Raw genomic sequence first — 5,999 nt, forward strand, 5'->3', positions numbered from 1 at the left:
CGGCGCCGCCCGCCGCGAGGACGCCCGTCCAGGCGACGACGCGTGGCGCGGGCAGGCCGACCGCGCGGACGGCGTCGGTGTAGAGGGTGACGCGGCGGTTCTCGGGGTTGCCGACGACGGTGAGGGCGGGGGCGGGTCGGGGGGCGGGCGGTGCTGTGCCGGTCGACGCGTGGGCGGGCGTGCCTGCCACGCCCGCCATGGCCCCGGTCGTCCTCGATGCGGTCGGCATCCCGCTCACTCCCCCACGGCCACGTAACGCCAGACCGTGCCGTCGTCCTCCTCGTCGGTGTCCGCGTCGCCCTGGTCGACGTCGACGTCGACGCCCGCCGGTTCGAGGGTGGTGACGATGCGGTCGCGGACGGGGTCGGTCAGGTAGTTGTAGTGGAGGTCGAGTTTCTTGAGGTGGGTGAGGGGCTGGCCGCCGAGGAGGGCGACGGCGCCGTCGTCCGTGAGGACGCCCATCGAGAGGTCGAGGGATTCGAGGCGGGCGACGACGGGGGCGGCGGCGACGGCCGCGGCGACCTGGTCCTGCATCTCGCTGTTGCGCAGGGCGAGATGGCGCAGGGCGGGCAGGCGGGCGCCGGAGAGGATGGGCTCCAGGTCGGTGGGCTCGCTGTCGCCGCCGTAGTCGGGGGTGCCGAGCCACAGGTCGAGGTGTTCGAGGGCGGGGAGGTCGCAGGCGGCGACCGCGCGCACGACCTCGGCGGGCAGCCCGCCGGACTCCATGACGAGCCGGCGCAGCGCGGGGTGCGTGACGGCGTCGAGCTTCAGGTCCTGGCCACCGCGGGTGCCGAGCTCCTCCAGCTGGGGGAACGCCGTCAGCAGCGGCGTGACGTCCGTCTGCTGGATCCAGGAGATCTCGCACTCCTCGGACGTCATGTCACCGAGGAACAAGGCCCGCAGCGCGGGGAGCCGGTCGCGGGCGGCGGTGATCGCGCCGACCACCTCGGCGGCGTCCGTCTCGTACGCCTCCTCCCAGGCGCCGACGACGATCGCCCGCACCCGTGTGCTGTCGACGGTGTCGAGGAAGCGGGCGAAGACGGCCGTCCACTCCTCGCCCGAGTCGTACACCTCGCTGGACACGCGCCAGGCCACCGAATCCGCGTCCGGCCGCTCCCGGTTGTCCTTGGGGTGCGGGAGCGGGCGGACCGGCAGGCCGTGGAAGGTCTGAAGGTGCTGATGGACGGTCATGCGGCTGCTCCATGCTCGCGGTGGTCGTGTCCTGCTGCCGCCAGTTGTACCAACCGCGACTGACAACGCGGTGCGGGGGGCGTTGTCAGTGGCGGGTCGTACGGTCGTGGTCATGGGCGGCGCGAGGTGTGCCGCGGTCGAGTCGGAGGGGGTGTGTCCATGTACCGGCAGGGAGACGTGTTGCTCGTGTCCGTCGCCGAGGAGGCGGTTCCGGCGCATGTGGAGCGGGCGGCGAGGGAGCCGCGTGACGGCCGGGGCAGGCTGGTGCTGGCGCTGGGGGAGGTGACGGGCCATGCGCACGCGGTCGTGGGACCGGGTGAACTCGTGCGGGAGCCGGGGCCGTTCGGGCCGATGCTGCTGCATGTGCCGAAGGGGGGCCGGGTGGTGCACGAGGAGCACGCGACGATCGTGCTCCCGGCGGGCTGGTACCGGGTGATCCGGCAGCGGGAGTACGTGCCCGGGTCGGTGCGGATCGTGGCGGACTGAGGGGGCCTGCGATGAGCGTGAACGAGTGGCGGGCCTGCGCGTCCGCGGCGGTGCCGGCGGACCGGGAGCGGGCCGAGGCGGGGGTCCGGCTGGCCTACCGGCAGGCGGGGCTCGCCGAGCCGGAGCGGATCGTGTGGGCGCGTTCTCCGCTGGAGGGCGTGCGTGTCGTCGGTGAGCTGACCGCCCCGGGTGCGAGCGTCCGTGAGGCCGTGCGCAGTGAGCCGTGGGCGGCCGAACGGCGGCGCCTGCACGCCGCGTTGGGGCCGGAGGAGTGGTCCGCGCACTGGTCCGCGACCGGCGGCCGGCTCTGGGAGCTGACCCAGTCTCTGGTGGACCGCATCCGGGAGGGTGTCCTGGAGGAGGTCGGCCGCGAGCAGGCCGGCCGGGCCCGGTTGATCCTCCTCGACGCGATGCTGGGCCAGCACGACGCGCCATGGCTGGCGGCGTTCGCGGCGGGCGGGGAGCGGGTCGCCGGGGACGGGGGTGGTGCGGGTCGAGGCGCTGCGGAGCGGACGTCGTACGCCGGGCACACCGGCGGGGCGGGGCCCGCTCTCCCGGTCACCGGCCCGACCGGTCCCGCCGGCGGTGAGCCACGCGCTCTCCCAGGCGCCGCCCTCACCGATGCCGCCCTCACCGATGCCGCTCCGGTCGATCCCGTCGGCATCGAGGAGCACCCCCTCTCCGGCACTGCCTCGAAGCTCCCGGCGTCCGGCGGCAGCCCCCTCGCCGGGCTCGCCGAGGTCTGTCGCAGCGCGGGCTGGTGGTGGGCGTTCGAGAAGGTCGCCGTGGTGTGTGAGCGGCCTGTCGAGCTGCACCGGGACGAGGCGGGGCGGCTGGATCGGGGGGACGGGCCGGCGCTGGCGTTCCCCGACGGGTTCGCGCTGTGCGCGTGGCGGGGGATGCCGGTGCCGTCGGCGTTTCTGGAGGAGTTGCGGACGCTGGTTCCGCAGCGCATCCAGGCCGAGGAGAACGCGGAACTGCGGCGCGTGATGCTGGAGTTCTACGGGTACGAGCGGTATCTCGCCGACTCGGGCGCGCAGCCGGTGCACCGGGACGGGACGGGGGTGCTGTGGCGGATCGAGATGGGTGTCGACGAGCCGGTGGTGATGGTGGAGGTCGTCAACTCGACGCCGGAGCCGGACGGTTCGCGGAACGTGTACTGGCTGCGGGTGCCGCCGCGGACGCGGACCGCGCGGGAGGGGGTGGCCTGGACGTTCGGGCTCGGCGCCGAGGTGTACGCGCCGCTCCAGGAGACCTGACCACCCCCTGCCGGGTCAGCTCAGGCCGAGGTTCGACAGGGCCGTCGTCCAGTCCGAGGCGATCGCGCCGCGGGCGTCGTCGAGGCTGACCTGTCCGGCGCAGACGGCCTTCTTGAGCTTGTTCTCGACGGTGTCCTTGTTGCCGGCGGTCTTGTCGCCGAACTCGGGCTCGGGCCACAGGTTCCGGGGGTCCTTGGGGGCACCGCCGAGTTCGAGGGGGATGAAGTGGTCCTCCTCGTAGTCGGCGGTGCTGGTGTCGCTGTAGCCGTACTCGACTATCTGCTTCTTCTTGAGGGAGGTGGTGTAGGAGCTGGCGGGGCGGACGGTCGCGGTCCAGCCGGAGACGCAGATGGTGGAGCCGATGGTGTCCTGGGTGACGTCGGGGTTGAGGGCCCCGGGCTGGCAAGAGGGATCGGGCAGGGGGAGGAACGCCTGGCTGCACGACTGCGCGTGGGCCGTGCCGGCCGTGAACGTGAGGCCGGCCGCGGCGAGGACGAAGGCGGAGAGGGCGGTCGTCACGGGGCGGGTGGTACGGGACATGGGGGGTCTCCCGATGAGGGCCCGGCAACGGTCCGGGCGGTCGCGCACATGACAGCACTCAGGGTTCTACGCGGATAGACGTCTTTGCCGAAGGAGGTGACGGCTTGGGGGACGAATGGCCGGGGGCGGGCGCAGGGATGGCAAGTACGTTGCCGGGCCTTGGAGTTCGGGGTGAGGGAAGGCGGACCGGGGGATTCGGGAGGGGCCGGACGCGGGCCGGCGGCCGTTTACCCGAAGCACACCGGTGCACTTCGCGGTGGACACCTGGGAGGTCACCCTCGGCTGACCCTCTCGGCAGAACGACTCCGCCCGGCCCCCGAGGCAGAAGGGTCGGGCGGAGTCGTCTCAGTGGTGCCGTGAGGTTCCGGGCTCCGGGTCACCCCGGTGGCGTCAGGCCCGGAGGGTGGCTCACGGAGTGATCTGCCACCGCGCGATGTAGCCGACGTCGATCGAGGCACGGTCCTGGACCCGCAGCTTCCAGGTGCCGTTGACCGGCTCGGAGGACAGGTTGACGGTGAACGTCTGGTCCACGTTCGGCGTCGAGCCGCCGGCCCGGTTCAGCAGGGAGTACACCGAACCGTCGGGGGCGACCAGGTCGACCGTGAGGTCACCGCGGTAGGTGTGGACGATGTTGACGTACACCTCGGTGGTCGCGGAGGCGTTGCCGTCGCGGCCGGTGATGGTGATCGGGGACTCCACAGCGGGCCCGTTGTCGGGGATGTCGACTCGGGTCGAGGTGGCGTAGATGTTGGCGACCCGCCAGGTGAACGTCTGGGTGGCGGACGCGCCGGTCGCGTCGGTGACCTTCAACGTGACGGTGCTGGTGCCCAGCGTCGTCGGGGTCCCGGAGATCAGGCCGGAGGGGCTGAGGGTGAGCCCGGCGGGCAGGCCGGTCGCCTCGTAGGTCAGGCCCGAACCGGTGTTGGTGGTGTAGGCGTCGACCTGGAGGGAGACGGCCTGCCCGACGCCGGAGACCTGCGCGGGGATCGGCGCGACGTTGACGCCGATCGCGATCCGGTTGCCGACGTTGATCCCGGCCCAGGCGTCGGCGACGGCCAGGTAGGTCGGGCTGTAGGCGCCGAAGAGATCCGCGGCGGCCGACAGGGTGGCGGTGCGGGCGCCCGCGTAGTTGGTGGTCGACGTCATGTACGTCGTCAGCGCGCGGTACCAGATCTTCGCGGCGTTCTGGATGCCGATGCCGGTGACCGGCTTGCCGTCGTACGTCGGGCTGTCGTAGGCGACGCCGTTGACGGTCTTGGCGCCGCTGCCCTCGCTCAGCAGGTAGAAGAAGTGGTTCGCCGGGCCCGAGGAGTAGTGGACGTCGACGTTGCCGAGGGTGGGGCTCCAGTTGTCGTACGAGGAGCCGTCCTTGGAGGGCTTGTCCATGTACCGCAGCGGGGTGCCGTCGCCGTTGATGTTGATCTTCTCGCCGACGAAGTAGTCACCGGGGTCGGTGGGGGTGTTCTCGTAGAACTCGACGGCGGCGGCGAAGATGTCGGACGTCGCCTCGTTGAGGCCGCCGGACTCACCGGAGTAGTTGAGGTTCGCGGTCGCGGCGGTGACGCCGTGCGTCATCTCGTGGGCGGCGACGTCGAGCGCGGTGAGCGGGTTGTTGTTGTTCGCGCCGTCGCCGTACGTCATGCAGAAGCAGGCGTCCTGCCAGAACGCGTTGATGTACGAGCTGCCGTAGTGGGCGCGGCTGTAGGCGGCGACGCCGTCGCCCCGTATGCCGTTGCGGCCGTAGACGTTCTTGTAGTAGTCCCAGGTGGCCGCCGCACCGAAGGCGACGTCGACGCCGGCGGTCTGCCGGTTGCTCTGAAGTCCGTTGCCCCAGACGTCGTCGGCGTCGGTGAAGAGGGTGCCGGTGCCGCTGGTTCCCTGGTTCAGGTCGTAGGTGCGCTGACCCGCGCGGTCGGGGTCGACGAGCTGGTACGTCGAGCCGGAGAGCGTCGAGCCGACCGGGACCTGGCCGTTGTACTGGCCGGTGCCGGTGCCGGTCTCGACAGCCTCCTCGGCGCTGAGCTGCTTGCCCGAGGTGGCGTCGCTGACGACGTGCAGCTCGCTCGGGGTGCCGTCGGGCTGCGTGCCGTGGACGGTGGTCTCCCAGGCGAGGACCGGCTTACCGCCTCGCGCCCAGACGACGAGGCGGGGCGCCTTCTCGGCAACACCCTTGGCGACAGAGGCGTTCTTCGAGGCGCCGAGCGCCTTGCCGGAGGCGGTGGCGGCGGAGACCTTCGGGGTGAGCGAGGGCACGGCGAGCGTCGCGCCGCCGGCCTTCGTCGCCGTCGTCCGGCCGTCCGTCTTCGTGTGCACGACGAGGTCGCCGCCGAGGACCGGCAGGCCCGCGTAGGTGCGCTCGTAGCGGGTGTGGACGGTGCCGTCGGCGTCCTTGATCACGTCGCGGGCGACGAGTTTCTCCTGGCTGCCGAGGGCGAGGCTGCGGGCGGTGGCCGCGGGCGACGCGATCGACCCGGCGGACGCGGCCTACCTCCGTGAACGGCGTGACGGTTTCGCGGCGGCGTC

General features: G+C 72.3%; 5 protein-coding genes and 1 pseudogene. 2 read left to right on the forward strand and 4 right to left on the reverse strand.

Annotated features, from left to right (window positions below; all coding sequences use genetic code 11):
• Both ACVNF4_RS31160 and ACVNF4_RS31165 read right to left on the reverse strand, forming a co-directional pair.
• A pseudogene (locus ACVNF4_RS31160) lies at positions 1-229 on the reverse strand (STM4014 family protein); the annotation flags it as partial.
• 5 nt (positions 230-234) lie between these two features.
• Positions 235-1,191 (reverse strand): STM4015 family protein, encoded by a 957-nt coding sequence (locus tag ACVNF4_RS31165; protein WP_461806233.1) that lies wholly within the window; start codon positions 1,189-1,191, stop codon positions 235-237.
• A 159-nt stretch (positions 1,192-1,350) separates the two neighbouring features.
• Between ACVNF4_RS31165 and ACVNF4_RS31170 the strand changes: the two genes are divergently transcribed.
• Positions 1,351-1,677 (forward strand): hypothetical protein, encoded by a 327-nt coding sequence (locus ACVNF4_RS31170; RefSeq protein ID WP_461806234.1) that lies wholly within the window; start codon positions 1,351-1,353, stop codon positions 1,675-1,677.
• Between the two features lie 11 nt (positions 1,678-1,688).
• Entirely contained in the window at positions 1,689-2,936 is a 1,248-nt protein-coding gene (locus ACVNF4_RS31175) for a DUF6745 domain-containing protein (protein ID WP_461806235.1), read from the forward strand.
• Positions 2,937-2,951: 15 nt separating this feature from the next.
• Here the strand turns inward: ACVNF4_RS31175 and ACVNF4_RS31180 are convergent, their stop codons facing one another.
• A complete protein-coding gene (locus ACVNF4_RS31180) occupies positions 2,952-3,476 on the reverse strand; it encodes a hypothetical protein (RefSeq protein ID WP_461806236.1) in 525 nt (174 codons plus the stop codon).
• Positions 3,477-3,884: 408 nt separating this feature from the next.
• Positions 3,885-5,942, reverse strand: coding sequence for a M4 family metallopeptidase (locus ACVNF4_RS31185; protein WP_461806237.1), 2,058 nt, complete (start codon positions 5,940-5,942; stop codon positions 3,885-3,887).
• Positions 5,943-5,999: the final 57 nt, after the last annotated feature.

The organism is Streptomyces sp. S6 (assembly GCF_054880855.1).